The organism is Longimicrobium sp., from assembly GCF_036280135.1.
In the GTDB taxonomy this organism is placed as follows: Bacteria; Gemmatimonadota; Gemmatimonadetes; order Longimicrobiales; family Longimicrobiaceae; genus Longimicrobium.
In genome coordinates this window covers 1-3,012 of record NZ_DASURI010000083.1, presented here as the reverse complement: position 1 = coordinate 3,012, position 3,012 = coordinate 1, and the positions used below count along the sequence as shown (strand labels likewise).

The window sequence follows — 3,012 nt, the reverse complement described above, 5'->3', positions numbered from 1 at the left end:
GTTGCCAGGGGGCGCCGCTCCGGTCCTTCAGGTCCAGCGCCGACCTACGGATCGCGCGGGGCGATCAGTAGCCGGGGTTCTGCGTGAGCAGCTCGTTGGCGTCCAGCTCCGTCTGCGGGATGGGGAACAGCAGGCGGAACTCGTTGCCGTACAGGGCCTCCACGTACTCGCCGATGTCCGGCACGTCACGCAGGCGGCGCAGGTCGAAGAAGCGATGGCCTTCCAGGGCCAGCTCCCGGCGGCGCTCCTCCAGGTTCGCCACCAGCACCTCGTTGCGCGTGTCGATGTCGTCCGACAGCGGAGCCAGGTGCCCGTCCATGCACTCCTCGTCGTACCCCTCGTCGTCCGGATCCAGCGCGCAGTCCACCCGCGCGCGGATGGTGTTGATGTCGGCGATGGCGTCGTCCAGGTTGTTGAGCCGGGCCGCCGCCTCCGAGCGGATGAGGTACTGCTCCGCCAGGCGCAGCAGGATGAAGTTGTCGTCGCCGTTCTCGATGCGGAAGTACTTGCCCACGTACGCCGCGCCGTTGGGCGACTCCGACACCACCAGGCTGTACCGCTCCTCGTCGGCGAACGGGTACGCCGCCGCCAGGTCCGCCGAGGGCGCGAAGCTGTACCGGCCGCCGTAGTTGAGCCACCCGGCGAACGACGACGGGTCGTTCACCGTGTACTGCACCTCCAGGATGCTCTCCGGGCCGTTCTTGTTGCGCCAGTTGGCCGCGTAGTCGCTCACCAGCTGGTACGGGCCCTGGGAGATGACCTCGTCGGAGAACGCGTACGCCTCGGTGTAGTCGGCCGTGTACAGGTTCAGCCGGGCCAGCAGCGCCGTGGCCGCGTAGTAGCCCGCGCGGCCGGCGAACAGGGGCTCGTCCAGCAGCCCACGCGCCTCCTTGAGGTCACGCTCCACCAGCGCGTACGTCTGCGCCAGCGTGGAGCGGGCGATCTCGGCCTGCTGCGGCGTGGGGATGCTCTGCGTGGGCGTCTCCACCAGCGGCACCCCGCCAAAGAACTGGGCCAGGATGAAGTACATGTGGGCGCGGACGAACAGCGCCTCGCCCCGGTACTGGTCCGCGTCGGCGTCCGACAGCGCCTCCACCTTCGGGATGGCCGCCAGGATCTCGTTGGCCCGGTTGATCCCGTCGTACGCGCCCCGCCACAGCCCGGCCACGCCGGTGTTGGTGGAGTTCACGTCCAGCAGGTACACCTCCTCGTCCGACACGTACGTGTCGAAGAAGCCGAGGTTGTCGGCGTACAGCTCCGGGAAGATCAGCAGGTTGCGGCCAAAGTCGACGCCGTTGTCCTGGTACGCGTCGTACAGGCCGTTCACCGCCACGCCCAGCTCCTGCGGCGTGTCCAGCGCCTCGTTGGCCGGGATGGTGGACGTGGGGTTCGTGTCCAGGGGGCTGTCGCAGGCCGCCAGCAGGGCGGCGGCCGCGAGGCCCAGGCCAATGCTCTTGAGCTTCATGTTGTCTGGTCGCCTTTCTTACAGCCCCAGGTCCAGGCCCACCGAGATGGTGCGGCTCTGGGGGAGCGTGTAGAAGTCGTAGCCGCGCGTGACGCTGTTGTCGCCCGCGAAGTTGACCTCGGGGTCAAAGCCGCTGTAGTCGGTCCACGTGGCCAGGTTCTGCCCCTGGACGTACACGCGCAGGCGGTTGAAGCCCATGCGGCCGGAGAACGACTGCGGCACGGTGTAGCCGAGCACCACGTTCTTCAGGCGGACGTACGAGCCGTCCTCCACGAAGCGGCTGCTGGCGCGGCCGTTGTTGTTGGGATCCGCGATGCTCACGCGCGGGTGCGTGCCGTCCGGGTTCTCGGCCGAGTACCGGTCCAGCACGTACGCCCGCAGGTTGTCGCCCGAGAAGCCCGGGTTGTCGTAGTAGAACCGCATGCCGTTGAACACGTCGTTGCCCTGCGAGAACTGCAGGAACGCCAGCAGGTCCACCCCGCGGAAGCTCAGCGTGTTCGTCCAGCCGCCCTGGTAGTCGGCCCACGGCGAGCCGATGCGCGTGCGGTCGGCCGAGTTGATGATGCCGTCGGGGACGGCAACGATCTCGCCCTTCTCGTTGAAGCTGCCCACGTCGCGGAAGCGCACGTCGCCCAGGTCGGCGTCGCGCTGGAACGCCGTGCCGTTGGCCAGGCACTGCACGCCCGTCTCGTCCATGCAGATCTCGCCGGCGCTGCGGAACAGGTCGTCCGCCACGTAGCCGTAGAAGATGCCCAGGGGCTGGCCTTCCTCGATGCGCACCGTGCTGGACAGGCCCTGCGCGATGGGCTGGCCGCCGTACAGGCGCGTGACCTTGTTGCGGTTGGTGCTGACGTTGAGCTCGCTCGTCCAGTTGAAGCCGCTGCGCTCGGCGCTGCGCACCAGCTGCGCGCGCAGGGCCAGCTCCACGCCCGAGTTGGTCATGGCGCCGATGTTCTCCGTCACCCCCGAGTAGCCGGTGCTGCGGGGCAGCGGACGGGCAAGCAGCAGGTCCGTCGTGTTCTTGTGGTACCAGTCGAACGTCAGGCCCACGCGGTCGTCGAAGAACGCCACGTCGCCGCCCAGGTTCAGCTGGGTGGTCTTCTCCCAGCTCAGGTCCGGGTTGGGCAGCTGCGAGGGGGCCAGGCCGCCGCGGTCGCCGTACGACGCGCCGCCGCTGAACAGGCCCAGGGCCGCGAAGTTGCCCAGGCCCTCCTGGTTGCCCGTGAGGCCGTAGCTGGCGCGCAGGGCCAGGTCGCTCACGCGGGCGCCCGAGAGCGCCTCCAGGCCGGGACGGAACAGCACCGACGCCGACGGGAAGAAGCCCCAGCGGTTGTTCTCGCCAAACCGCGACGACGCGTCGGCGCGAAAGTTCAGCGTGGTGGTCAGGCGGTCGTTCCAGCTGTGCGTGGCGCGGCCGAACACCGACGCCATGTTGTACTCCGACGGGCCGTCACCGCCGCCCGAGATCACCGCCGCCGAGTTCAGGAAGCGGAACTGGGGCGTGGCAAAGCCGGTGCCCTGCACGAAGTTGAACTCCGTGTCGTTGT

The 3,012-nt window shown here is 68.8% G+C and carries 2 protein-coding genes; both read right to left on the bottom strand.

Features of this window, described 5'->3' with window-relative positions; genetic code table 11:
• Positions 1–64: 64 nt before the first annotated feature.
• Positions 65–1,465: a RagB/SusD family nutrient uptake outer membrane protein gene (locus VFZ20_RS02840; RefSeq protein WP_329682309.1), complete on the bottom strand. Its 1,401-nt coding sequence runs from the start codon at positions 1,463–1,465 to the stop codon at positions 65–67.
• 18 nt (positions 1,466–1,483) lie between these two features.
• On the bottom strand, positions 1,484–3,012 hold a 1,529-nt coding region (locus VFZ20_RS02835; protein WP_329682308.1), incomplete at its 5' end, for a SusC/RagA family TonB-linked outer membrane protein.